General features: G+C 55.9%; 26 protein-coding genes. 13 read left to right on the plus strand and 13 right to left on the minus strand.

What is annotated here, in order from left to right:
- Positions 1 to 2 precede the first annotated feature (2 nt).
- A complete protein-coding gene (locus AC2FLG_RS08610) occupies positions 3 to 1,367 on the plus strand; it encodes an MATE family efflux transporter (protein WP_496705857.1) in 1,365 nt (454 codons plus the stop codon).
- 7 nt (positions 1,368 to 1,374) lie between these two features.
- Here AC2FLG_RS08610 and AC2FLG_RS08615 read toward each other — a convergent pair whose 3' ends face one another.
- Together AC2FLG_RS08615 and AC2FLG_RS08620 are read right to left on the minus strand one after the other, a co-directional pair.
- Positions 1,375 to 1,776 carry a hypothetical protein gene (locus AC2FLG_RS08615; RefSeq protein WP_271947903.1) on the minus strand — a complete coding sequence of 134 codons (402 nt, stop codon included), beginning with the start codon at positions 1,774 to 1,776 and terminating at the stop codon, positions 1,375 to 1,377.
- A gap of 11 nt (positions 1,777 to 1,787) precedes the next feature.
- Positions 1,788 to 2,990: a pyridoxal phosphate-dependent aminotransferase gene (locus AC2FLG_RS08620; protein ID WP_496700588.1), complete on the minus strand. Its 1,203-nt coding sequence runs from the start codon at positions 2,988 to 2,990 to the stop codon at positions 1,788 to 1,790.
- Between the two features lie 92 nt (positions 2,991 to 3,082).
- On the opposite strand from AC2FLG_RS08620, the gene AC2FLG_RS08625 reads away from it, so the two are divergent.
- From AC2FLG_RS08625 to AC2FLG_RS08635, 3 genes are all read left to right on the plus strand, one after another.
- Positions 3,083 to 3,472 carry a helix-turn-helix domain-containing protein gene (locus AC2FLG_RS08625; RefSeq protein WP_142632968.1) on the plus strand — a complete coding sequence of 130 codons (390 nt, stop codon included), beginning with the start codon at positions 3,083 to 3,085 and terminating at the stop codon, positions 3,470 to 3,472.
- A gap of 32 nt (positions 3,473 to 3,504) precedes the next feature.
- The gene (locus tag AC2FLG_RS08630; RefSeq protein WP_496700638.1) at positions 3,505 to 3,729 is read left to right on the plus strand and encodes a succinate dehydrogenase assembly factor 2; all 225 of its coding nucleotides are present in this window, start codon (positions 3,505 to 3,507) and stop codon (positions 3,727 to 3,729) included.
- Between the two features lie 77 nt (positions 3,730 to 3,806).
- Positions 3,807 to 4,304 (plus strand): MarR family winged helix-turn-helix transcriptional regulator, encoded by a 498-nt coding sequence (locus AC2FLG_RS08635; protein ID WP_496695935.1) that lies wholly within the window; start codon positions 3,807 to 3,809, stop codon positions 4,302 to 4,304.
- On the opposite strand, the gene AC2FLG_RS08640 is transcribed toward AC2FLG_RS08635, so the two are convergent.
- Genes AC2FLG_RS08640 through AC2FLG_RS08650 form a run of 3 tightly spaced genes read right to left on the minus strand, consistent with a single transcriptional unit; the run spans position 4,298 to position 6,152 of the window.
- Positions 4,298 to 5,026 carry a DUF1194 domain-containing protein gene (locus tag AC2FLG_RS08640; protein WP_496705858.1) on the minus strand — a complete coding sequence of 243 codons (729 nt, stop codon included), beginning with the start codon at positions 5,024 to 5,026 and terminating at the stop codon, positions 4,298 to 4,300. The genes AC2FLG_RS08635 and AC2FLG_RS08640 overlap by 7 nt on opposite strands.
- A complete protein-coding gene (locus AC2FLG_RS08645) occupies positions 5,023 to 5,727 on the minus strand; it encodes a DUF1194 domain-containing protein (RefSeq protein ID WP_271947892.1) in 705 nt (234 codons plus the stop codon). Before AC2FLG_RS08645 ends, AC2FLG_RS08640 begins: the two co-directional genes overlap by 4 nt.
- Positions 5,724 to 6,152 (minus strand): VOC family protein, encoded by a 429-nt coding sequence (locus AC2FLG_RS08650; RefSeq protein ID WP_142632976.1) that lies wholly within the window; start codon positions 6,150 to 6,152, stop codon positions 5,724 to 5,726. Before AC2FLG_RS08650 ends, AC2FLG_RS08645 begins: the two co-directional genes overlap by 4 nt.
- A 175-nt stretch (positions 6,153 to 6,327) precedes the next feature.
- Between AC2FLG_RS08650 and thyX the strand changes: the two genes are divergently transcribed.
- Positions 6,328 to 7,239, plus strand: coding sequence for an FAD-dependent thymidylate synthase (gene thyX / locus AC2FLG_RS08655; RefSeq protein ID WP_281971864.1), 912 nt, complete (start codon positions 6,328 to 6,330; stop codon positions 7,237 to 7,239).
- Between the two features lie 435 nt (positions 7,240 to 7,674).
- On the opposite strand, the gene AC2FLG_RS08660 is transcribed toward thyX, so the two are convergent.
- Entirely contained in the window at positions 7,675 to 7,881 is a 207-nt protein-coding gene (locus tag AC2FLG_RS08660; RefSeq protein WP_142632979.1) for a cold-shock protein, read from the minus strand.
- Between the two features lie 216 nt (positions 7,882 to 8,097).
- Here AC2FLG_RS08660 and AC2FLG_RS08665 point away from each other — a divergent pair, with 216 nt between their 5' ends.
- Both AC2FLG_RS08665 and AC2FLG_RS08670 read left to right on the plus strand, forming a co-directional pair.
- The gene (locus AC2FLG_RS08665) at positions 8,098 to 8,415 is read left to right on the plus strand and encodes an ArsC/Spx/MgsR family protein (protein ID WP_496692461.1); all 318 of its coding nucleotides are present in this window, start codon (positions 8,098 to 8,100) and stop codon (positions 8,413 to 8,415) included.
- Between the two features lie 41 nt (positions 8,416 to 8,456).
- Entirely contained in the window at positions 8,457 to 8,825 is a 369-nt protein-coding gene (locus AC2FLG_RS08670; protein ID WP_142632981.1) for a hypothetical protein, read from the plus strand.
- 1 nt (position 8,826) lies between these two features.
- On the opposite strand, the gene AC2FLG_RS08675 is transcribed toward AC2FLG_RS08670, so the two are convergent.
- The 5 genes from AC2FLG_RS08675 to thrS all read right to left on the minus strand — a co-directional run bounded on the left by AC2FLG_RS08675 (position 8,827) and on the right by thrS (position 13,514).
- Complete coding sequence (locus tag AC2FLG_RS08675; RefSeq protein WP_496695928.1) at positions 8,827 to 9,345, minus strand: hypothetical protein; 519 nt, start codon at positions 9,343 to 9,345, stop codon at positions 8,827 to 8,829.
- Entirely contained in the window at positions 9,342 to 10,103 is a 762-nt protein-coding gene (locus tag AC2FLG_RS08680; RefSeq protein ID WP_142632984.1) for an HvfC/BufC N-terminal domain-containing protein, read from the minus strand. The genes AC2FLG_RS08675 and AC2FLG_RS08680 overlap by 4 nt, the downstream gene beginning before the upstream one ends.
- A complete protein-coding gene (gene bufB / locus AC2FLG_RS08685; RefSeq protein WP_496705861.1) occupies positions 10,100 to 10,957 on the minus strand; it encodes an MNIO family bufferin maturase in 858 nt (285 codons plus the stop codon). Before bufB ends, AC2FLG_RS08680 begins: the two co-directional genes overlap by 4 nt.
- A gap of 74 nt (positions 10,958 to 11,031) precedes the next feature.
- Positions 11,032 to 11,334 carry a BufA1 family periplasmic bufferin-type metallophore gene (locus AC2FLG_RS08690; protein ID WP_142632987.1) on the minus strand — a complete coding sequence of 101 codons (303 nt, stop codon included), beginning with the start codon at positions 11,332 to 11,334 and terminating at the stop codon, positions 11,032 to 11,034.
- Positions 11,335 to 11,555: 221 nt separating this feature from the next.
- Positions 11,556 to 13,514, minus strand: a complete 1,959-nt coding sequence (gene thrS, locus AC2FLG_RS08695) for a threonine--tRNA ligase (protein WP_496705863.1) — start codon at positions 13,512 to 13,514, stop codon at positions 11,556 to 11,558.
- 218 nt (positions 13,515 to 13,732) lie between these two features.
- On the opposite strand from thrS, the gene AC2FLG_RS08700 reads away from it, so the two are divergent.
- The 4 genes from AC2FLG_RS08700 (at position 13,733) to AC2FLG_RS08715 (ending at position 16,906) form a co-directional block, all read left to right on the plus strand.
- Positions 13,733 to 14,482, plus strand: a complete 750-nt coding sequence (locus AC2FLG_RS08700; protein ID WP_496705864.1) for an alpha/beta fold hydrolase — start codon at positions 13,733 to 13,735, stop codon at positions 14,480 to 14,482.
- A complete protein-coding gene (locus AC2FLG_RS08705) occupies positions 14,482 to 15,462 on the plus strand; it encodes an alpha/beta hydrolase (protein WP_496700581.1) in 981 nt (326 codons plus the stop codon). The genes AC2FLG_RS08700 and AC2FLG_RS08705 overlap by 1 nt, the downstream gene beginning before the upstream one ends.
- Before the next feature lie 28 nt (positions 15,463 to 15,490).
- Positions 15,491 to 16,105: a hypothetical protein gene (locus tag AC2FLG_RS08710; RefSeq protein ID WP_496700637.1), complete on the plus strand. Its 615-nt coding sequence runs from the start codon at positions 15,491 to 15,493 to the stop codon at positions 16,103 to 16,105.
- Positions 16,106 to 16,189: 84 nt separating this feature from the next.
- Positions 16,190 to 16,906, plus strand: coding sequence for an alpha/beta fold hydrolase (locus AC2FLG_RS08715; protein WP_142632994.1), 717 nt, complete (start codon positions 16,190 to 16,192; stop codon positions 16,904 to 16,906).
- Here AC2FLG_RS08715 and AC2FLG_RS08720 read toward each other — a convergent pair.
- A complete protein-coding gene (locus tag AC2FLG_RS08720; protein WP_496705866.1) occupies positions 16,897 to 17,481 on the minus strand; it encodes a DUF6151 family protein in 585 nt (194 codons plus the stop codon). The genes AC2FLG_RS08715 and AC2FLG_RS08720 overlap by 10 nt on opposite strands.
- Positions 17,482 to 17,486: 5 nt before the next feature.
- Positions 17,487 to 18,758, minus strand: a complete 1,272-nt coding sequence (gene phaZ, locus AC2FLG_RS08725; protein WP_271947865.1) for a polyhydroxyalkanoate depolymerase — start codon at positions 18,756 to 18,758, stop codon at positions 17,487 to 17,489.
- 111 nt (positions 18,759 to 18,869) lie between these two features.
- Here phaZ and AC2FLG_RS08730 point away from each other — a divergent pair, with 111 nt between their 5' ends.
- Together AC2FLG_RS08730 and AC2FLG_RS08735 are read left to right on the plus strand one after the other, a co-directional pair.
- The gene (locus tag AC2FLG_RS08730) at positions 18,870 to 20,672 is read left to right on the plus strand and encodes a PHA/PHB synthase family protein (protein WP_496692387.1); all 1,803 of its coding nucleotides are present in this window, start codon (positions 18,870 to 18,872) and stop codon (positions 20,670 to 20,672) included.
- Positions 20,673 to 20,806: 134 nt separating this feature from the next.
- Complete coding sequence (locus tag AC2FLG_RS08735) at positions 20,807 to 21,253, plus strand: phasin family protein (RefSeq protein WP_142633002.1); 447 nt, start codon at positions 20,807 to 20,809, stop codon at positions 21,251 to 21,253.
- Positions 21,254 to 21,266: the final 13 nt, after the last annotated feature.

The following is a 21,266-nucleotide window of genomic DNA, read 5'->3' on the forward strand; positions in this document are numbered from 1 at the left end:
GAATGAATAAGGTGATGACATATCAAGGCCATTTCCGTGCCATTGCCGTCCTGGGCCTGCCATTGGTTGGCGGGCATCTGGCGCAGTTCGCAATCGGTCTGACGGACACGATCATGCTTGGCTGGTACGGGGTCGAAGCTTTGGCGGCGGTCACGTTGGCCAGCAGCTTTTACTTTGTCCTGTTCCTGTTCGGGGGCGGGTTCGGTCTGGCCGTTATGCCAATGGTGGCAACAGCCGCTGCCGAAGACGATGAAACCAGCATTCGCCGTTCGACCCGCATGGGGCTCTGGTTGTCGTTGCTATATGCAGCAGTGGTAATGCCATTGCTGTGGTGGTCATACCCGATCTTGATCGCCACAGATCAGGATCCACAGGTGGCGGAAACTGCATCGGAATACCTGCGGGTTGCAGGCTGGGGTCTGTTCCCCGCTCTGGTGGTAATGGTCTTGAAGTCCTACCTTGCGGCGTTGGAGCGAACCCAGGTTGTTTTGTGGATCACTGTTGCAGCTGCGGTGGTGAACGGTCTGACCAACTATGCTTTGATCTTTGGCAACTGGGGTGCGCCTGAACTGGGCGTGATGGGCGCCGCTATCGCTTCGGTCGTGACGCAGACCGTGTCGTTAATTGCGGTTATCATCTATGCTGTAAAAGTTCTGCCCGAGCATAGCCTGTTCCAAAGGTTTTGGCGGCCCGACTGGGAGATGCTGCTTAGCGTTCTGAAGCTAGGCATACCCATCGGGCTGACCCTGCTGGCCGAAGTGTCTCTGTTCGCGATGTCGGCCTTTATGATGGGCTGGATCGGTCAGGTGCCGCTGGCGGCGCATGGGATCGCTCTGAACCTCGCCTCGGCGACATTCATGGTCCATCTGGGCCTGTCCAACGCCGCCACGATCCGGGCGGGCAATGCGCTTGGCCGCAAGGACCGCGCGCATCTGGAAAAAGGAGCCGTCGCCGTGACAGGGATGTCTCTTGTGGTGTCTATCCTGACAATCATCCTGTTCCTGACCTGCGCCGAGCCTCTGATTTCCGTATTTGTGGAACCGCAGGATCCGAAACGCCCCGAGATTCTGGCCATAGGTACCGGGTTGCTGGCCATGGCTGCGTTGTTCCAGCTGGTGGACGGTGCACAGGTGATCGCGTTGGGCCTTTTGCGCGGATTGCAGGATGCCAAGGTGCCAATGGTCATGGCCGGGCTAAGCTATTGGGTCGTCGGAATTCCGGCGTCCTACTATTTTGGGTTCATCCGCGGCATGGAGGGCGTCGGTGTCTGGTTGGGCCTTGTGCTGGGTCTTGCCTGTGCCGCCGTACTGTTGATGGCGCGCTTCTGGTTACGATCAGTGCGTATGATCGCTGAACCGGCAGCGTGAAGGCAAATTAGCCTTTGTTCAGCCGGTCGGCTTTCTTCCGAACCAATACGCTGCGCAGATCATGCATCGCCAGTAGTAGCCGGTCCGTAACGTCCTCGAGCTGTTGGTCAGTCGCTTTGGACTGGGCCCACTGTGTGGTTAGGTTCAGATAGTCCACCGCGCGGTGAATATCGTCGATATCGCGCTGCGCCAGAAGATCTTTACGTTCTGCCATCCAGCGCTCGATTTCGGCCTGATCCGCCTCAGTCAGAGCGCGCTGACCCTGCGGCTTCACCTCTCCATTGCGGATGTTGATGACCGCGATCTGGTTCATTTCAATCCGACGTTGGCGGTTTTCCGTGTCGATCCGGAAAACCGCGGCACCGTTTTCGCGTATGCGGAAATAGTACTCAGGCAATTCGGCAGTCATAAGGTCTCCGATCAGGTCAGCGAAGCACAAAACCTCTGAATGCGCGTGCAGGCTTCGGTCAGCGCTTCATCTGACGTAGCATAGCTGACGCGGAAGTTGGGGGACAACCCAAACGCAGCGCCGAAGACGACTGCAACGTCAGCCTCTTCCAAAAGCGCGGTTGCGAAGGCTTCGTCTGTGTCGATCAAAGTGCCAGCAGGCGTGGTCTTTCCGATCAACCCGGAAATGGAAGGGTAGACGTAAAACGCACCTTCCGGAGTTGGGCAGGTCACTCCTTCGATCTGGTTCAGCATGCTGATGACCAGATCACGGCGGCGTTTGAACGTTTCATTGTTCGGGGCCAGAAAGGACTGTGTACCGTTCAGCGCCTCTACCGCCGCCCATTGGCTGATCGAGCAGGGGTTCGAGGTCGATTGCGACTGAACCTTGCGCATTGCCGCAATCAATTCGGTAGGCCCTGCTGCATAGCCAATCCGCCAGCCAGTCATCGCATAAGCTTTGGATACACCATTGCAGGTCAGGGTGCGGTCATAAAGCCTGGGCTCGACTTCGGCCGGTGTGCAGAATTCAAACCCGTCATAGGCCAGATGCTCGTACATATCATCTGTCATTACCCAAACATGCGGGTGCCTGATCAGGACATCGGTCAAAGCTCTCAGTTCCGCCCGGCTATACCCTGCACCGGTTGGGTTGGACGGAGAGTTGAAGATGAACCATTTGGTCTTTGGGGTAATAGCTGCCTCAAGCTGTTCAGCGGTTAGTTTGAAACTGTTCTCCAAGGTCGTTTCAACTGTCACAGGCGTTCCCCCTGCCAGAAGAACCATATCGGGATAGCTGACCCAATAGGGCGCAGGTATGACCACCTCATCGCCCGTGTTCATGGTGGCCATCAGCGCGTTATACAACGTCTGCTTGCCACCGGTTCCGACCGAGATCTGAGCAGGCGAATAGTCCAGTCCATGATCACGTTTCATCTTGGCGCAAACCGCCTGCTTCAGCTCTGGTATGCCATCGGGCGCGGTGTATTTGGTCTTTCCAGCGGCGATGGCCGCCACCGCAGCATCCTTGATGTTCTGGGGCGTGTCGAAATCTGGCTCTCCGGCGCTTAGGCCAATTACGTCTCGTCCGGCTGCCTTTAATTCGGCCGCCTTGGCTGTCATCGCGATTGTTGGAGATGGTTTTACGCGTGACAGTGTCGCAGACAGGAAACTCATGGTCGGCCTCAGTTTGTATGTTTAGCCTGACTGTCATAGGGTGCGCCCGAACGACGATCAAGCGATATAAAACAAGAGATTTGGAGACCCCAATGAACGACGAAAATGACTGGTACGGACCCGACGCGGCGACATTCGGAGACCGGCTGGCAGGGGCGCGTGAAGCAGCGGGGATGACGCAGGCACATCTTGCCCGCAGGCTGGGTGTCAAGAAGTCTACGATTGCCGCCTGGGAAAATGATCTGTCTGAGCCCCGGGCCAACCGACTGTCGATGATGGCAGGCATGATCAACGTTTCGATCATGTGGCTTCTCACCGGCGAGGGCGACGGGATGGACGCCCCTGTCGAGGCTGGAGAAAACGCACCTGACCTGGCCGGAATCGTATCCGAGCTTCGATCAATCCGAGGCGAGATGCGCGCCAGCGCCGAGCGGGCTGCAAGGCTGGAGAAACGTGTGCGCATGATGCTGGAGGCGGAATAGTGGCCGAACCGCGCAATGTCAGGATCAAACGGATGAAAATGCGTTCCATGCGACGCGGCATCAAAGAGATGGATCTGATTCTGGCTGCCTATGCAGACCGCAATCTGGACTCCATGGATGCAACAGGGCTGGATGTTTACGACGCCCTGTTGCACGAGAATGATCAGGACCTGTATCAATGGGTCACCGGTCAGGTCCTGCCACCTTCCCAATTCTCGGACCTTGTTTCCGAAATCGCACAAACCTTTCAAAAATAGAGATTATCCGGCTTAACTGATTTTTCGGCTTTTCGTTTCATTCTGCCTGAAACTGCGCGAATGAATCGGAGGATCGTATGAGTTTGGAAATGCAGGTCTCCGCGCCGGGGGTCAAAGGCTTCATGACCAGCTATCTTGAGGCACTTGCTCTGGTTGAGCGGCTTCATCGTTTGTTGTTGGACGTTATCAAAGATGAGTTTGAACGGGTCGGTGTTCTTGAGATCAACGCAGTTCAAGCGTTGCTTTTGTTCAATATCGGAGATCATGAGGTTACCGCTGGTGAATTGAAAAGCCGCGGCTACTATCAAGGCAGCAATGTCAGCTACAACCTCAAAAAATTGGTCGAGATGGGGTATATGCACCACCAGCGTTGCGAAATAGACCGCCGATCGGTGCGTGTCCGGTTGACGCCACAGGGCCGCGAAATCCGCGATATCGTCTCCGAGCTGTTTTCGAGACATGCCGAAGGCCTACAATCGCGCGGCGTGCTTGGACAGGAAGGGATCGAAGAAATTACCGGAGCATTGCGGCGGGTAGAACGGTATTGGACGGATCAGATCCGCTATATCTACTGATGCTTGGTCGGCCTCTGTCCCGCATCCGATAGGGTCAGGCCTTCAAGTTCGCGGATCAGTTTACGGGTCATTGCTTCTTCGTAATCGTCAAAGCCCAGGGCAACCTCAACAAAGGCGCCGGGGCCAAGGATGACCCATGCTTTGAAATAGGCCAGCAGCTCTCCGACCTGAACATAGCGGGTGCTACCGATGTCAGGGTCGTCGGCACCGATGACCAGTCCATTGATCGTGATACCGTCGTCAGAGAGCGTCTGTTTCGCATTTCTTGGATGCAGGCCGATATTGTGCTTTCCGTCCCCCGACAGATCCAATGTCCGCTTCCAGCAATCGGGTTTCTGGCCCAAAAGCTCGGCACCGAACAGCATGGCGGACCCGACGGCGGTTCCTTGCGGAGCGCCGCTGCGTTTCACATGGTCGAGCAGGGTGGCTATGCGCCCCAGATCGAGGTCCGATTGTACTGCGGTCCAGCTCAATAACAGGCGTTGGTGGCCGGGTTCGCTCCACTCATAAATCGCGATTTGTACCGGGTTTGCTGTGTTTGAAAGAAAGAGTTGCTTAATCTCGGGCCTGCGCAAAGCACCTGCCAAGCCGCCAAGCTGCAACCGGTATTCCGAGCTGTCGACTGATCCCGACACATCCAGGCCCAAAGCCAAAGCATGGCGGCATTCTGATGCCGCAGAGGTGGCCAATATGCTGACTATCGTTGCAAGCGCACGTATCATCGCTGGCCGGGGCCCGACAATGCGCCGATCTGCATACCTTTTAGTTCGCGTTCAAGTTTGCGCCGCATGGCGCGTTCGAAATCCTGGAACCCGTCGGCGATTTCCAGAAACGCGCCGGGGCCGTACAGGACATTGTTTTCAAAGAAGGGAATCAGGTACAGCTCGCCTTCGAAGTCGGCGGCATTAATGACCAGGCCATTCACAATCGTATTCTCAAAGGGAAAATGCCGATAGGCGGAATCCGGGCCATATCCATCGTTGTTCGAACCGTCACCTGACAGATCAATGGTTTGAAAAAGACATGTCGGGGCCTGCTGCATCAGCGTCGCCCCAAAGGCTAGCGCATATCCCATCGCCGTGGCCGAGTCGCTGTCTGATCGGACCGATTGCTGTATTGTGGTCGCTGCCACCAGCAAATCGGTCTGCGTGTTGATCATCGTCCAGCCCAGTATGATGTGCTGAACGTCCCGGCCGCTCCATTCATAAACAGCCAGCGCGACCGGCATCGGCGAGGAAAAGAAGGCCTCGGTCACCTCGGGGGCAACCAACGCTGCGGCAAGGCCCTGCCTTTGCAGCGCGTCCTCTTCTGCGCTTACCGATGTTGAAATGTCCATTGCCAGCGCAAGCGCAAGGCGACAGGGCTCGGCCCGCAGGGGGCTGGCTAAAAAGGCTAGGCCCAGTGTGATCAACCAACGGATCACCAGTGCCCGGTGCTTTCCATGCTGGCCCAGGGTTCGGCCGGTTCCAGCGCATCACCGTTTTGTAGCAACTCTACCGAGATATTGTCGGGTGACCTGACAAACGCCATTCGGCCGTCGCGTGGTGGCCGGTTGATCACGACTCCATTGTCCTGCAGGTGCTGACAGGTTTCATAAATATTGTCGACTCCATAGGCGAGATGGCCGAAATGGCGGCTGTCGTTGGGCAGATCGTCATCCCCATCCCAGTTATAGGTCAACTCGATTGGTCGATCCTCTTGCCCAGCGGGAGCCATGAAGATCAGAGAAAACCGCCCCTGTTCGCTGTCATAGCGGCGCGTTTCCTTAAGACCCAGCAACTTGTAAAACGCCATGGATTTGTCCAGGTCCTTCACGCGAACCATGGTGTGGAGGTAAGTGAGACCCATTGCGGGTTCCTTTCTGTTCCGGTGATGCCCTGCACCTTAGCGCGCGTACATCACGTGTCGAGAGGCCGCACGGACACAATTCTGAAAATGCAAATGTGGGCGCACATATCGCGGTTCCTGTCTTTTGATTGGCGATATATAGTGGCAGGCGACTCATTGCTGGAAAGGAAATTTCATGCCGCTGTCCTCTGACCAACTGGCCGAGATCGAAGCGCAACGGGCGCAATCGCATCCAACACGCCGTGTTGTAGCTGCGGGGATGGAGGAACACCTGTACACGGCGCATCAGGTTCTGGACCACGGTTTTGTGCGCGTGATCGACTATATGGGTGATGACGCAGCGATTTGTCAGGCCGCACGCGTGTCCTATGGCAAGGGCACCAAATCAGTGCAAAATGACGAAGGGTTGATCCGCTATCTGATGCGGCACTGGCACTCGACCCCGTTTGAGATGTGCGAGATAAAGTTGCACGTCAAGTTACCGGTTTTTGTCGCGCGACAGTGGATTCGGCACCGGACAGCGAATGTGAATGAATATTCGGCGCGCTATTCGATTTTGGACCGTGAATTCTATATCCCGGCACCCGAGCACGTGTCCGCGCAGTCCGAGATCAACAATCAGGGTCGCGGCGATACGTTGCAGGGCGAAGAAGCCGCCCGCGTCCTTGAGATATTGAAAGCTGACAGCGCGCGTTGTTATGACAATTACGAGGCGATGATGGGTCAGGACGGGCAGCAAGGGCTTGCGCGTGAACTGGCGCGGATGAACCTTCCGGCGAATATCTACACGCAATGGTACTGGAAGGTTGACCTGCACAACCTGTTCCACTTCCTGCGTCTGCGCGCGGATCCTCATGCCCAATACGAAATTCGTGTTTACGCCGATGCCATGTGCAAGATCGTCGCTGATTGGGTGCCGGCCGCCTATAAGGCGTTTGAAGATTACCGCTTGGGTGCGGTCAATCTTTCCGCGCAGATGGTCGACAGCCTGCGTCGGATGTTGGCCGGAGAGACGGTCACGCAGGAAAACTCGGGCATGACCGGGCGGGAATGGCGTGAGTTCGAGGCGATCATCAAGGAAAGCTGAGTGCGCTTGCCGTCTGTCTATACGGGGCGTCATGAAATGGTTGCGATCGTTTCATGACACTTTCAGTTTTGATCAAAACCGGTTGTCTGACCCTGTTCCTACCTCGCGTGGCACATGCCGAGTCCCCCCATCGTCGATGGTGATTTGCGAACCCACGGCTACATGCACCAAAAACTTGCGCTCCAGTTCACCTCTGAGCGGGCAAGAGCCGGGATGTGCGATCCTGAACAACTGATGGAAGTGTGGACTAGATAATCCGGCAACTGGACGATGGTGGTCACTTATGCGACCAGTACGTCCTGTATCGTGCCATGTGGCAAAATTGAACCACGCGCCCCGAAAGCAGCAGGGCGCCAGAATAGGCACATCACTTTCGATGGCCAACGGCCTGAAATTGGCCGTTGTCCTGATTTTCGTACCCGCAGTAACGGGATTTTACAGTGGCTTCAAATCTGAAGCCATTTGTCGGCCGTCACGTCCGTCTTCCAGTTCGTAAGCGACCTTCTGATTGTCAGCGAGTCCGGTAAGACCAGATCTTTCAACGGCCGAGATGTGAACAAATACGTCCTTGCCGCCTTCATCAGGGGCAATAAACCCATAGCCTTTGGTGGTATTGAACCATTTCACGGTGCCAGTTGGCATTTCCCGTGTCTCCTTCTACTTGCACGTTGTCCCACAAAATTGGTGGGGGTAGCGATTGACGTAACCGCAACACATCACCGTCTCGTCCACACGACACGGCCCGAATTACGTGTTTCGTCTTTTTCAACATTGCACGGTGAAGTAAAAAATCAAGAAATACCGGAATACACTGGCGAATTTGCCCATTATCAAGATCGAAACAGGAGCAGCCCGAAAATGCGCGTATATGGATTGAAGACTTGCGATACTTGCCGTAAGGCTATGAAATCGCTTGAGGGTTCGGATTTTATCGATGTTCGCGCGCAAGGTGTGCCGGATGCGGTACTGGCGCAGGCCCTAAAACGTTTCGGCGAGGCTTTGCTCAATACCAGGTCGACAACGTGGCGCGGGTTGGATGCAGAGCAGCGCAAAAAAGAGCCGCTGGAACTCTTGCAGGAACACCCAACCTTAATGAAGCGACCGCTTGTTGAGAAAGACGGTGCACTTTATCTGGGCTGGACGGCTGAAACGCAGGCAGCCCTTGGCGTTGGCTGAGTGGGTACTTATGTGGTTGGTCGCAAGCTAGAGGGTTCTAAATGCGTAACGCAGCGATGATTTTAGGGGTAGTTGCCGGTCTGATCGGCATGTTGGTCGGGTTTGTTGGCTATGGATATGTCGAGTTGATCGACAGGTTTGGCGAAATCGACGGGATCGCCGAGCAGGTGGACAATGCGCAGTTGATCCGAACCGCGGCGATCCTTGCGCCTTTATTGGCTATTGCGGGCGGGGCGATGGCACATGCCCGCGCTCTGATTGGTGGCGTGTTGCTGCTGATTTCTGCGGCTGGGATGTATTATGCGTTCGGGTTCAATGTGTTCACCATGTTCCCGGTCGCCTTTGCCGCCGTGGCGGGTCTCCTTGGGCTGGCCGCGGGTAAACCGGACGAGCCCAAGGCACATTTCTGAGTTACTTCAGGCGCAGGATGCGATCGATCGAGATCGGGCCTGCGCCGTTTATCGCGATGACCAGAAACAGGAAAGTCCACATCACGCGCTGATCCATCAAGGTAAGTGCGTTGTCGAACAGGCCTCCCAATTTGACGCCATGACCGGTCACGTCGACAATGGTCTGGACCCAAACAAACCCAATCATCCCAAGGGCTGCCACCCGGGTCAGCAGGCCGACCAGCAACAAGGCTGGCAGGACAAATTCGGCGACTGTTCCCAGAAAGATTACGACGCGTTGGAAAAAAGTCATCTGGGTTACGTCATAAAGTACGGCCTCTGCCGCTTTGGGGAAAATCTGCCCAAACGCCCCCGCTGACGGAGAGAAAATCGACCCGTCGATTTTCAGGGTGGCTGAGTTCCAGTAGTAGACAAGCAACACGGCAACAAAGACAAGACGCGCCAGGGTTGGTGTCAGCCAGTTGGCCGAGCTGTCGATCCGTCCCAGGACGTTGTTATGAAGAGAGATCAGGGCAGTCATGTTGCCAGCCTTTCAATAGTCACAGAAGTGATAGCGCCGCCCTGTAACAGCAGCGCCAGAGTGGCCCCAAGATCAAAATCCGGGGTGGTTTCGGTAGTGTTTTCAAATGCCTGTCCGATTGTGTTTCCGGCCTTCATCGCGGCGATCCAACCCGCCCCGCCTTGCGGCAGGGCCTGAGGAACAGGATCATATTCGCGGCGCGTGATCAGGGTATCTTCAGCACCAGCTTGGGGTTTCGGTGCGCCGTCTTCGGTATTGAACCGCCATATCGAAAAGATGGGCCAGTCCGAGCGCAAGATTTGCATCGAAGGTGCGAATTCCAATCGGGCCCGGAACAGATCTTCGGGTGGCACGGCTAACGCGTCGTCCGACGCTGGCACGCTGTCCGCCGCGTGGTAAGATCGGCGAAGGGCCAGCTCCAGTTGCGCCACATCGGGCAGGTATCCGATATGCGACAGCTGATCCATCCCGGCCAGGAAATCCGGAAACGCTTCGCCATAGAACATCATCAACGGCGAGGTTGGTGGGTGGCTGCGCAGAAAAAGCCCGGCCAACCCGTCCATGTTTTGCGAACCCAGCAACTTGGCGATAACCGGGAAGGCTTGATGCATGGCTTCGGTCAGCGAAACGGCAACATTGTTGCGATAGACACTGAAACGCCGTCCCGCCGGCTGATCCGACGCGTCTACAAGGCCCTCAGGCACCGACATGGCTGGATCCAGCAAAGCCAGGTGAAACTCTTCTTGCGACACGCTCATGCTGGGATGCGGTCCAGTGCCGCTTGGGCGCGATCGGCTTCGGCACGCAAGACAGGCCAATCAGGGACGTCGGTATCCCATTCCACCAGAACAGGTTTTGGTCCCGATTGTTCAAGCACATAGTTCAGAAGCGCCCAAACCGGATCAACCACTTCTCGCCCGTGGCTATCGATCAACAAGGGAAGCCCGTGGTCGTCTTCATCCTCATCATGCCCGCCAAGGTGGATCTCCCCGACCTTGTCCAGCGGATAGGCGTCGATATAGCTCTTCGGTGAGAAGTCGAGATTTGTCGCCGATACGAAAACGTTGTTCACATCCAGCAAGAGCCCGCATCCGGTGCGGCCCGAAATTTCGCGCAGGAAGTCTGGTTCGGACCACGTACTTTCATCAAATGCTAGATAGCTTGACGGGTTTTCAAGCAGCATCTGTCGCCCAACGACATTCTGAACTTGGTCGATGTGATCGCAAATCCGTGCAAGGGTTGCGTCGGTATAGGGCAGGGGCAACAGATCATTCAGGAAGTGGCTGTCATGTGTCGACCAGGCCAGATGTTCGGAAAAGCTGGCGGGGTTGAGCCAGCCGACGAGGTGTTTCAAGCGGGCCAAGTGGTCTTTATCCAGCGGGCCTTCTCCGCCGATGGACAGGCCAACGCCGTGGACGGAAATCGGGAAGTGTTCCGACAAGTGCCGCAGCTGTGCCAGCGGTCGGCCACCATCGCCCATGTAGTTCTCGGCGTGGATTTCCAGCCATGCGACCGGTTGCGGGTGATCCAGAATCTGCTGGAAATGCTGAGGCTTATAGCCGACGCCTGGTGCCGCAGGCAGCCTGTTCGATCGGATTGTGCTGTCCAGCATCTGGTAACCTCGCGGTCTTGAAAAAAGAGGCGGGCGATTCTTGCCCGCCCCTCAGATTTGGCAAAAACTCAGGCTTATGCCGGCAGGTCACGCTCCAGCGGCTCGAGCGATCCCTTGCGGGCAGCGCCGTCAGCTGACTGAGGCAGGTCGATATCGGCGCAGGTGCCGGCATCTACCAACGTCCAGGCATTGCCCTGATAATCAACAGTCGAGGTGCCCGCGCACGTGGTGCCAGGCCCGGCGGCACAATCGTTCTGACCGGCCAGAGAAACGCCATAGCACTTTTCTTTGGCTTGTGCGGATGCGGTTGTGGCCATGCCTGAAACGGCTGCGGCTACGGCGCTTGCGATGACAAGGGATTTAGCGGTGTTCGACATCTCGGTTATCCTTTTGATGACTGCGTATGTCTGTGTTCGACAATGACAAAGGTAATGGGTTGCAGGTCACAGTTGAATTCACGAGCCTGTGTCTCACGAGCCCGTCAATGACTGTCATGACATCTTGCAAACTAATAGTTTGTTTTAGAAGAGATAAAACGCAAATGTTTCAATCCGACCCCTCAGAGGGGGCCGGATTTTGTGCAATTTGCCGCTGATTGTTACAGCAGGTCGGGCGGCGTAGCGGCCCGCGACAGTTCATTTGTTACAGCCTCAAGCGGCTGCACTTGTGTCTGTTTCTCACCAAGACGACGGACACTGACCGTGCGGTCCTCAACTTCACGGTGACCGACGGCCAGAATGACCGGAACTTTGCCGACCGAGTGTTCACGAACCTTATAGTTGATCTTTTCGTTGCGGATGTCCGCCTCGGCTCGGATACCTGCGGCCTTGAGTGTCTCAACCACTTCCTGCACGTAACCGTCAGCCTCGGAGGTGATCGAAGCGACCACGACCTGACGCGGGGCCAGCCAGAAGGGCAATTTGCCCGCGTGTTCTTCGATCAGGATGCCGATGAACCGTTCGAACGAACCCAGCGTTGCACGATGCAGCATGAAGGGGCGGTGCTTCGATCCGTCCGCGCCAATGAAATTGGCGTCCAGCCGCTCGGGCAGGTTGGGGTCCACCTGAAGGGTGCCGCATTGCCAAGTACGGCCGATTGCGTCGGTCAGGGTGAATTCAAGCTTGGGTCCGTAGAAGGCGCCTTCGCCTTCGAGAAGCTCATAGTCGTATCCTGCGGCCTTGCAGGCGTCACCCAGGGCTTTTTCGACCAGATCCCAGCTTTCATCCGACCCGATGCGCTTTTCCGGGCGCGTCGAGAGCTTGATGGTCCAATCATGGAAACCGAGATCGGCATAGACCTTCGACAGAAACGCGATGAATTTTGCAGTTTCAGATTCGATCTGATCTTCGGCGCAGAAGATATGCCCATCGTCCTGGGTAAAGCCGCGCACCCGCATGATACCATGCAGCGCACCAGAGGGTTCGTACCGCGCGCAAGACCCGAACTCGGCCATGCGCAGAGGCAGATCGCGATAGGATTTCAGACCCTGATTGAACACCTGCACGTGGCAGGGACAATTCATCGGCTTCAGGGCGTTCACGGCCTTTTCACGGGCATGTTCCTCGTCGACTTCGACGATGAACATGTTTTCCTGATACTTGTCCCAGTGGCCCGAGGCTTCCCACAATTTGCGGTCAACAACCTGCGGTGTGTTGACTTCGACATAGCCGTCACGCTCCTGCATGCGGCGCATATAGTCCTGCAGGGTGGTATAGATCTTCCAGCCATTCGGATGCCAGAAGATCTGGCCGGGAGCTTCTTCCTGCATGTGGAACAGGTTCATTTCGCGGCCCAGCTTGCGATGGTCACGCTTGGCAGCCTCTTCCAGCATGTGCAGGTGCGCTTTCAGCTTTTCCTTGCCGGTAAAAGCCACGCCATAGATGCGTTGCAGCATCGCGCGGTCGCTGTCACCGCGCCAATAGGCCCCGGCGATGGACATCAGCTTGAACGCATCGCCCGGAACCTGGCCGGTATGCTGAAGGTGCGGGCCACGGCACAGGTCCTGCCAGTCGCCATGCCAGTACATGCGCAACGGCTCGTCGCCCGGGATGGCGTCGATCAATTCGACCTTATAGGGCTCGTTGTTTTCGGTGTAGAAATCAATCGCCCGCTGACGGTCCCAGACCTCGGTGGTCACGGTGTCGCGCTTGTTGATGATTTCCTTCATCTTTTTCTCAATCGCGCCGAGATCTTCGGGCGTAAATGGCTCGGCCCGGTCGAAATCGTAGTACCAGCCGTTTTCGATGACGGGGCCGATGGTGACTTTAGTGTCGGGCCAGATTTCCTGCACGGCGCGGGCCATGATATGGGCGAGGTCGTGGCGGATCAGCTCGTTTGCCTGATCTTCATCTTTCATGGTGTGCAGGGCGATTTCGGCATCAGATTCAATGGGCCATTGCAGATCCCAATGCTGGCCATTCACCGTGGCTGAGATGGCCTTTTTGGCCAGTGAGGTCGAGATGTCGGCGGCCACCTGCGCAGGGGTTACACCCACGTCATAGGATCGTCCATTGCCGTCAGGAAAAGTGAGAGAGATTGACTGTGCGTCCAAGGCCATGGCTGGCTCTCCTCGTCGGTTTGGCGCCCACTGAACGCCCGGTTGCGGGTTATGTTGTGTTCGCTTCATTTGTCAGGTGGGGGTGGACCTGTCAAGGGCCGGCGCGAGGGGCCAGCCCTTCACGCTCCCCGAGGTATTTTTGGCCAGATGAAGGGGGATCTGGGAATTGCACTTAGGGGTGGGGCGTGCATGATATCGGAAAAAGAAAAGAGGGTGTCATGGCAGCGACGAATTTTCTGGAAACGGCGCAGGGACGGCGGCTGGCCTATCACAAAAGCGAGGGCATCGGGCCGACCATCGTGTTTCTGGGCGGGCTCAAATCCGATATGGAAGGCACCAAGGCGGTGCATTTGGAGGCCTGGGCGAAGGGGCGTGGCCATTCATTTCTGCGGTTCGACTATTCAGGTCACGGTGAAAGCGGGGGCAAGTTCGAAGAAGGATGCATTGGTGACTGGCATGAGGATACGCTGGCCGCGATCACGGAATTGACGGATGGGCCGCTGATTGTTGTCGGCTCGTCCATGGGGGGGTGGCAGGCGCTGCTGTTGGCCAAAGCGCTGCCAGATCGGATTCAGGGAATGGTGACCATCGCTGCTGCGCCGGATTTTACCGAGGACGGGTATTGGGCTTCATTCTCGAAAAACCAGAAACAGGCACTGGAAACTGTTGGCCATGTCGAGCTGCCTTCGGACTATATGGAGCCTTACATCGTGACCAAACGGATGATCGAAGATGGTCGCCAACATTTGGTCCTGCGCAAGCCTCTGCATATGTCTTTTCCCGTGCGGTTTTTGCAAGGTACCGAAGACACAGCGGTTTCAATCGGAACAGCAGTGCGCCTGATTGAACATGCGTTCGGGCCCGATATGCGCCTGTCATTGATCAAGCACGCCGATCATCGCTTTTCGGATGGCCCATGCCTGGGGTTGATCGAACAAGCCGTTCTCGATGTGATGGCAGCCCAATAATGCGGATATTGGGTCGCGTTTTTCTGACATTGATCGTTGCGTTTGGCCTGATCTATTGGCTTGGCCCGCGTGAGAAGGTTGATCTGGCCCCAACATTTGACGCGCGCAAATTCGGCGAAGGGGTGCAGGTCTATTTCGAAAGTGTGGAATCTGCATTCGCCGACATCATTCCGGGGGTCGAAAAGCGAGTTATTTGGCAAGAGGGCTATAAAGAGCAGCGAACACCTGTTTCGATTCTGTATCTGCACGGGTTTTCTGCATCATCCGAAGAGATCCGACCGGTTCCCGATCTGCTCGCCGAAACGTTGGGCGCCAATCTGGTCTACACGCGGTTGCAGGGTCATGGTCGCGGGGGGGAAGCAATGGGTGAGGCGACGGCCGCGGGTTGGATGCAGGATCTTGCCGAAGGGCTGGCTGCCGCACGGGCGGTTGGGGATCAGGTCGTGGTGATTTCGACATCAACCGGCGGCACGTTGGCAGCTGCGGCCGCACTGAATGAAGAGCTGAGCCAAAACGTTGCGGGGATCGTATTTGTTTCTCCGAATTTCGGCGTTAAAGCGGCCGGCGCATGGATACCCGGATTGCCTTGGGCGCGCATCTGGTTGCCCCTGATGATGGGTGAAACCCGGGGCGTCGCAGGGGTGAACCCGGAAATGAACAAATTCTGGTCGGCGGTCTACCCTTGGCAGGCTGTGGTGCCGATGACAGTGCTGGTGGATGTGGTCTATGCGCTGGATTTTTCAGACGCAAAGGTTCCCGCGTTGTTCTGGTTCTCGAATGAAGATCAGGTCGTGCGTGCCGACCTGACCCACGAGATTGCCAAGGCATGGGGCGCCCCTGCGTCGGTTGAGCTGGTAACAATGGGGCCCGGGGACGATCCTAATTCCCATGTGATCGCCGGGCGGTTGATGTCTCCGGGGCAGACCGACGAAGTGGTGGCTGGTATCCTGAGATGGTTGAAAACCTTGGGGATCGAGTGAGGAAGAAATAATGCGCAGACCAGGCAGTATGTGGAGCCTTGAAACCCTCGGTCGTGTGCGTCTGTCCCGTCATTTTTTCATGCGCGATTTTCTGTATTCGGAAATAAGCAATTTTCACGAAAAGCAGAATTTTCCAGACGATCCCAACCTTGCCATCGAAACCGGAAAGGCGCTTTGTGAAACCCTGCTGGACCCGCTTGAGGAGACCTTTGGCCGGATTGCCGTACGATCCGGCTATCGCTCGGCATCATTGAACCGTTTCGGCAATGAAAACCGGCTGAATTGCGCGCGAAATGATAACCCGCTGGAATGTCACATCTGGGATCGCGCGGTGGGTGATGATCGGATTGCCGGTGCATCGGTCGTGATCCCATGGTTTGCGGATCAATATGAGGCGGGGCGGGATTGGCGGGATTTGGCGTGGTGGATGCACGACCATCTGGATTATTCCGAAATCTGGTTCTTTCCAAAACTCTGTGCTTTCAATCTGGTCTGGAGGCCTGTGCCTCATAAGCGCATCGACAGCTATATCGCGCCGCGGGGCTGCCTTCTGCGCCCAGGAGGCGCGCCTGGCGAGGGTGACCTTGAGCGGCAAAGACGATATGCGGACTTCCCCGCTTTTCGCGGTATCCGCTACCCCTGAACTTTAACTTGCCGAACCATACAAAACCTCTCATCCTGAAACTAATGACGACGATTTGAGTGACTTTTCCAAAGGAGGCGTTGTTTGATCGAGCCGTTGGTTCTTTTGCCCGGTTTGATGTGTGATGCGCGGGTATTTGAGCATCAGATGCGCGCCCTGTCACGTGATCGCGCCGTGACGGTCGCTTCGGTTTCGACTGCTGAACGGATTGAAGAGATCGCGCGGGGCCTATTGGTTCAGTTGCCACAACGCTTTGCATTGGCGGGCCTAAGCCTGGGCGCCGTAGTCGCTTTGGAAATTGTCCGATATGCACCCGAGAGGGTGTCGCGCTTGTGTCTGATGGCTTCGGATGCGCATTCGGAATCGCCTCAGACCGCAGCCGCGCGGGAGGAGCTGTTGGTCGCCGCCAAGATGGGTCGGTTAGAGGAAGTGATGCGTCGGCTGATTGGGTCGGATTCGCTGGCCCCGGGGCCTCGACGTATTCCCATTCTTGCTGATGTCATCTCGATGGCGTTGGATTTGGGCCCGCAGGTGTTCGAGCGTCAGATTCGCGCGCTGCAGCGTCGCCCGGATCAGCAGGGCAACCTGCGCCGGATCACGGCCCCGACTTTGGTGCTATGCGGGGCGCATGACACAGTTGTTCCGGTGCGAAGGCATGCGTTCATGGCGGACCTGATCCCAAATGCAGAACTGCACGTCATCAAGGATGCAGGACATTTGCCTACGTTGGAATCGCCTGAAAATGTCACCGAGGCGCTGAAGACCTGGCTCAGCGTGAAGCCTGCGCTGGATTACGCGTAGAGCGCTTTACGCTGTTCTTTGCTGAGAATGACCGGGGTTGAGATCGTCTGGCCCGTATTCTGATCAAAGAACGGGGTATCCCTCCAGCTGCCAGAAAACCGGGATTTTAGTACCCGCGTAACAATCCCGGCGACAGCGTAACCCAGTCGCTTGTGTTTGTGTTTTCCATCGGCCTGGGGAATGAACCCTTGGGTCGTAACCGGCCCTAAACAGTCCGGGTCGGAAACTCGTTTCACATCAAAGCCCGCAAACGGAAATTTTGGAGTATTTGATGTCGTCGCCAGCGGTGCATTGCAGCAGCTGGCATACCAGCGCAGCATCCCCTTGGGGCCAAGGCGCATCGCGGCCAGGTGTTCGATGCCGCCGTCGATCCTTATTTCTTCAGGGGCCATTTGGAAAATGTCCACCGGTTCCGGCGCAGGGTCCGGTTGCCCGAAATATATCTGCGCGGCCCGGCAATCACGGCAAAAGCAGACTACATGCGTTCCGTACTGAACGCCTCTGGCTGTAATGCTGCCAAAGAGTTTTCCACAGTTGCAGGCGAAAGCCGTCTGTTTGGCGACTTTCTTTCCCATCGGCGTTAGGCCACTTTGTTGCGGTTGGCCGCTTTGCGAGAGGGTTTGCGGGCGTTGGCGTTCATAAATTCGATCACCAATGGGCGGATATTGTCGCGCCAGCTGCGGCCGGCGAAGATGCCATAGTGACCTGCGCCAGGTTCGACATGGCTGGCTTTTTTCGAATCCGGCAGCCCTGTACACAGCTCGAGCGCAGCAATGCACTGTCCAGGGGCCGAGATGTCGTCATTCGCACCTTCGACTGTTTTGACTGCAACGTTTGTAATTTTGCCGATATCTACCTTGTGCCCTGCAACAACAAACTCGTTGCGCGCGATTTCGCGGTTTTTGAAGACGCGTTCGACGGTCGAAAGGTAGAACTCGGCGGTCATGTCCATGACGGCGAGGTATTCATCGTAGAATCTGTTATGGGCATCGTGATCCGAAGCCTCGTCCCGCATAACCCTCTGTATCTGCTCGGAAAACGCCTGAGAATGCCGGTCCGAATTCATCGACATGAACGAGGCCAACTGCAGCAGGCCGGGATACACCATGCGCCCGACGCCCTTATACTTGAAGCCGACGCGCTGAATCATGGTTTCTTCCAGCTGCCCCATTGTCACGCGGCGGCCAAAATCAGTCACGTCGGTAGGTGTGGCATCCGGGTCAACAGGTCCGCCGATCAATGTCAGCGTGCTGGGTTGGGCTTTGGGTTCGACCTCGGCCAGATAGGCTGTGGCGGCCAGAGTCAGCGGCGCCGGTTGGCAGACGGCTACAACGTGGGTGTCCGGTCCCAATTCTTTCATGAAATCGACAAGGTAAAGTGTATAATCCTCTACATCAAACTTACCTTCGGACACGGGGATATCGCGCGCATTATGCCAGTCTGTGATATAAACTTCGCAATTCACCAAGAGGCTTTTTACGGTGGACCGAAGCAAAGTGGCGTAATGTCCAGACATCGGGGCGACCAACAGCACCTTGCGGGGCTGTTCGGCGCGGCCATTGACACGTATATGTATCAAATCACCAAAAGGGCGTTCGATCACCGGGACAATATCGACCAGATGATCCTTGCCGTCTTCGCAAGTGAATGTACGGATTCCCCAGTCGGGTTTTACAACCATGCGCTGGAACGTCCGCTCAGTCACCTCGCCCCAGGCGGCCATCATGCTGAACGCAGGGTTGGGCACCATCGAAAACAGCGGATAAGAAGCCATGGCACTTGCCGTAGCACCCATCCACTGATTGGTGTTGCGCATCGTTTCCATCAGATCGTAGGTCATCATGTAGCGCATGAAATGGGCCTCCTGAGTGTCAGCCTGATAATTCGGACCATTCGTCGCTTTGCCCCCCGACGCCCACGACGTTATTCTGCATAGCAGCGAGGTTAGGGTGGAATTGTTAAAATGACAACAAGTGAAGATAACGCGCCAGAGCTGTCCGAGGAACACCTTGAACGGATTAGAGAAAATATGACGAAAGTCGAAGAATTGTCGAAAAGGCTGATCGATGTGATGGCTGGCAAAGAGGCGCACACTCCCGCGTTGGACGGTCCGAATCAAGATCTTTTCGCAAGAGCAGCAACTTCGTATTTCGCCGAAGCGTGGCAGAATCCCGCCAAGCTTCTGGAACATCAGGTCGCCTTCTGGGGACAATCCGTTATGAACTTTGCTGAGGCTCAGCAGGCGCTGGCCGCCGGCGGGGTCGAGGACAGCGAACCCGGACCCAAGGATAAAAGGTTCTCAAACCCTCTTTGGGACACCAACCCCTATTTCCGGTTTATTCGCCAGCAGTATCAGACAAATGCCGATGCAATCGCGCAGGCGGTTGCTTCGGTCGACGATCTGGACGGCAAGGACAAGCAGAGGCTGCATTTCTTTTCGCAACAGATCATTGACTTGATGTCTCCGACGAATTTTCTGGCCTCCAATCCCGACGCGCTGGAAAAGGCGGTCGAGACGGAAGGGCAATCGCTGATCAAAGGGCTAGAGAATCTAGTTGCGGACCTAGAAGCCAATAATGGTGAAATGGTTGTCAGACTGGCGGATGAATCCGCGTTCAAGCTTGGCGAGAATATCGCGACAACTCCGGGCGACGTGGTCTATCGCAACAGGCTTATGGAGTTGATCCAGTACAAACCCACGACCGAGACCGTACACGAAACCCCGATCGTTCTGTTTCCGCCCTGGATCAACAAATACTATATTCTGGACCTTAAGGCGCAGAACAGCCTCATCAAATGGGTGACCGAGCAGGGCTATACCCTGTTTGTTGTGAGTTGGGTAAATGCGGATGCTTCTCATGCCGAGGTCGGTATGGGCGACTATGTCGAAGAGGGATTTCTGACCGCCATCGAGACCGTCAAGTCGATCTGTAAGGTCAAGCAGGTCAATGCGGTGGGATATTGCATTGCCGGCACCACGTTGAGCCTGACGCTGTCCCTGATGAAACAGCGTGGCGACAAATCCATCAAATCGGCGACCTTCTTTACAACCTTGACCGATTTCGGTGAGCAGGGGGAATTCACGCCGTTCCTACAGAACGACTTTGTCGACGGCATTCAAGAACAAGTGACGAAAGACGGTATCCTAAAAGCATGGGTCATAGGTCGTACCATGTCGTTCCTGCGATCGAATGACCTGATCTACGGCCCCGCCATTCGAAGCTATATGATGGGCGAGACCCCTCCGGCGTTTGATTTGCTCTACTGGAACGGGGATGGCGCAAATCTTCCGGGCAAAATGGCAATCGAGTATTTGCGGGGGCTTTGTCAGAAAAATCAATTTGTGACCGACGGTTTCGATTTGCTTGGGCACAAACTACATATCCGCGACGTTGATGTTCCTTTGATGGCCATCAGCTGTGAAACCGACCATATCGCCGCCTGGAAAGATTGTTATCGGGGTGTGCAGCAGATGGGGTCACGTTCGAAGACGTTTGTCGTTTCGGAATCCGGTCACATAGCAGGCATCGTGAACCCGCCGAGCAAGAAGAAATACGGCCACTACACAAACCCTGATCTCAATGCGGATGCCGATGCGTGGATGAAAGAGGCCGATTTTCATAAAGGGTCCTGGTGGCCGCAGTGGGAAGCTTGGCTGAAGAAGAGATCCGGCAAGCAGATCCCCGCGCGCCAAGTGGGCGATTCGGGATACGCTTCCCTGGCCGAGGCACCAGGAACCTATGTTTTGGTGAAGGCAACAGATTGATTTTTAACAGTTTAGAAAAATATTGCTGCAGTGCAGCAAGAAAAAACTTGCAATGCTGCGATGCAGCAACGATATTGTCCTCAAGCTGATGAAGCCCGGGGTTGGCCCGGATCGGCAAGCAAAGGATTTGGACAATGGCAAAGACTCAAGACTTTACCGCGACCCTGAAAGACATGATGGGTGCATTCCCTGTTGACACCACCGCTCTGGAAGGTGCGTTCAACACCACCGCGACCTTGAACGAAAAGCTGTCGGGCGTTGCTCTGGAAGCGGCTGAGAAATCGGCTGAGATTTCGAACAAATGGACCAAGGAAACCCTGGCCAAACTGTCCGATATGTCGAAAGCGAAATCTGACCCTGCAGATTACGCAAAAGCTGCAACCGACTACGCAAGCGCGTCGGCAGAAGTTGCTGCTGAAAACCTGGCTGCTTTCGCTGAAATCGCGAAAAAAGTTCAGTCGGAAACCGTTGAGCTGCTGATGGCTGCTGGCAAAAACGCTGCAGAAGATGCAACTGCCGTTGTCAAAAAAGCAACCAACGACGTGTCCACTGCTGCGAAAAAAGCAGCTGGCGCCAAGTAAGGTAAGATAGCGA

Source organism: Ruegeria sp. CDSA193 (assembly GCF_059611885.1).

Coding starts and splice junctions, on each gene's coding strand:
- AC2FLG_RS08610 (WP_496705857.1), top strand. CDS start 3: ATGAATAAGGTGATGACATATCAAGGCCATTTCCGTGCCATTGCCGTC.
- AC2FLG_RS08675 (WP_496695928.1), bottom strand. CDS start 9,345: ATGACTGCCCTGATCTCTCTTCATAACAACGTCCTGGGACGGATCGAC.
- phaZ (WP_271947865.1), bottom strand. CDS start 18,758: ATGCGCTACATGATGACCTACGATCTGATGGAAACGATGCGCAACACC.
- AC2FLG_RS08615 (WP_271947903.1), bottom strand. CDS start 1,776: ATGACTGCCGAATTGCCTGAGTACTATTTCCGCATACGCGAAAACGGT.
- AC2FLG_RS08635 (WP_496695935.1), top strand. CDS start 3,807: ATGAGTTTGGAAATGCAGGTCTCCGCGCCGGGGGTCAAAGGCTTCATG.
- AC2FLG_RS08620 (WP_496700588.1), bottom strand. CDS start 2,990: ATGAGTTTCCTGTCTGCGACACTGTCACGCGTAAAACCATCTCCAACA.
- AC2FLG_RS08705 (WP_496700581.1), top strand. CDS start 14,482: ATGCGGATATTGGGTCGCGTTTTTCTGACATTGATCGTTGCGTTTGGC.
- AC2FLG_RS08660 (WP_142632979.1), bottom strand. CDS start 7,881: ATGCCAACTGGCACCGTGAAATGGTTCAATACCACCAAAGGCTATGGG.
- AC2FLG_RS08625 (WP_142632968.1), top strand. CDS start 3,083: ATGAACGACGAAAATGACTGGTACGGACCCGACGCGGCGACATTCGGA.
- AC2FLG_RS08735 (WP_142633002.1), top strand. CDS start 20,807: ATGGCAAAGACTCAAGACTTTACCGCGACCCTGAAAGACATGATGGGT.
- AC2FLG_RS08710 (WP_496700637.1), top strand. CDS start 15,491: ATGTGGAGCCTTGAAACCCTCGGTCGTGTGCGTCTGTCCCGTCATTTT.
- AC2FLG_RS08650 (WP_142632976.1), bottom strand. CDS start 6,152: ATGGGTCTCACTTACCTCCACACCATGGTTCGCGTGAAGGACCTGGAC.
- AC2FLG_RS08670 (WP_142632981.1), top strand. CDS start 8,457: ATGCGTAACGCAGCGATGATTTTAGGGGTAGTTGCCGGTCTGATCGGC.
- thyX (WP_281971864.1), top strand. CDS start 6,328: ATGCCGCTGTCCTCTGACCAACTGGCCGAGATCGAAGCGCAACGGGCG.
- AC2FLG_RS08665 (WP_496692461.1), top strand. CDS start 8,098: ATGCGCGTATATGGATTGAAGACTTGCGATACTTGCCGTAAGGCTATG.
- AC2FLG_RS08720 (WP_496705866.1), bottom strand. CDS start 17,481: ATGGGAAAGAAAGTCGCCAAACAGACGGCTTTCGCCTGCAACTGTGGA.
- AC2FLG_RS08630 (WP_496700638.1), top strand. CDS start 3,505: ATGAAAATGCGTTCCATGCGACGCGGCATCAAAGAGATGGATCTGATT.
- AC2FLG_RS08680 (WP_142632984.1), bottom strand. CDS start 10,103: ATGAGCGTGTCGCAAGAAGAGTTTCACCTGGCTTTGCTGGATCCAGCC.
- AC2FLG_RS08690 (WP_142632987.1), bottom strand. CDS start 11,334: ATGTCGAACACCGCTAAATCCCTTGTCATCGCAAGCGCCGTAGCCGCA.
- bufB (WP_496705861.1), bottom strand. CDS start 10,957: ATGCTGGACAGCACAATCCGATCGAACAGGCTGCCTGCGGCACCAGGC.
- AC2FLG_RS08640 (WP_496705858.1), bottom strand. CDS start 5,026: ATGATACGTGCGCTTGCAACGATAGTCAGCATATTGGCCACCTCTGCG.
- thrS (WP_496705863.1), bottom strand. CDS start 13,514: ATGGCCTTGGACGCACAGTCAATCTCTCTCACTTTTCCTGACGGCAAT.
- AC2FLG_RS08700 (WP_496705864.1), top strand. CDS start 13,733: ATGGCAGCGACGAATTTTCTGGAAACGGCGCAGGGACGGCGGCTGGCC.
- AC2FLG_RS08730 (WP_496692387.1), top strand. CDS start 18,870: ATGACAACAAGTGAAGATAACGCGCCAGAGCTGTCCGAGGAACACCTT.